Genomic DNA, 504 nt, shown 5'->3' with positions numbered 1-504 from the left:
GTTATACAATACGTAACCATTGTTATTACATACACACAACATGAATAAACCCTCTCCAATCTTTCCCATTTTTCTTGCTGCAATTATCTTCGCCCTTATTGTTTGGTCAGGCATTAATCCTCATGACCGTGCAGTCTGGTACGCCGAAATCATCCCCGTAGCATCCGTATTCTTCCTCCTGGTTGCCACTTACCGCATTTTCCGCTTCAGCAACTTGGCCTACTTATTCATGAGTTTTTGGCTGATTATGCATTCCATCGGTGCATACTACACTTTTGCCGATGTACCGTTTGAATCCATCAACCGCTTTTTTGAACCGATTTTGGGCGAAAACCGCAATCATTACGACCGTATTGCCCATTACATCATCGGCTTCTACGCCTATCCAATGGCTGAGTGGCTGCTGCGCCGCAAGCTGTGCAACCTGCCGTTGGCCTTATTTTTCTCACTGTTCTTCATTATGAGTGTGGCTGCCGCCTATGAAATCATCGAATGGCAATATGC

General features: G+C 45.2%; 1 protein-coding gene. It reads left to right on the top strand.

The window, feature by feature from the left end:
• Positions 1 to 40: 40 nt before the first annotated feature.
• Positions 41 to 504, top strand: a 464-nt coding sequence (locus tag ACTHUM_RS18855; protein ID WP_440403807.1) for a DUF2238 domain-containing protein, incomplete at its 3' end; no start/stop codon positions are given.

The organism is Neisseria sp. P0021.S006 (assembly GCF_051956895.1).
This window is presented reverse-complemented; position numbering and strand designations above follow the sequence as displayed.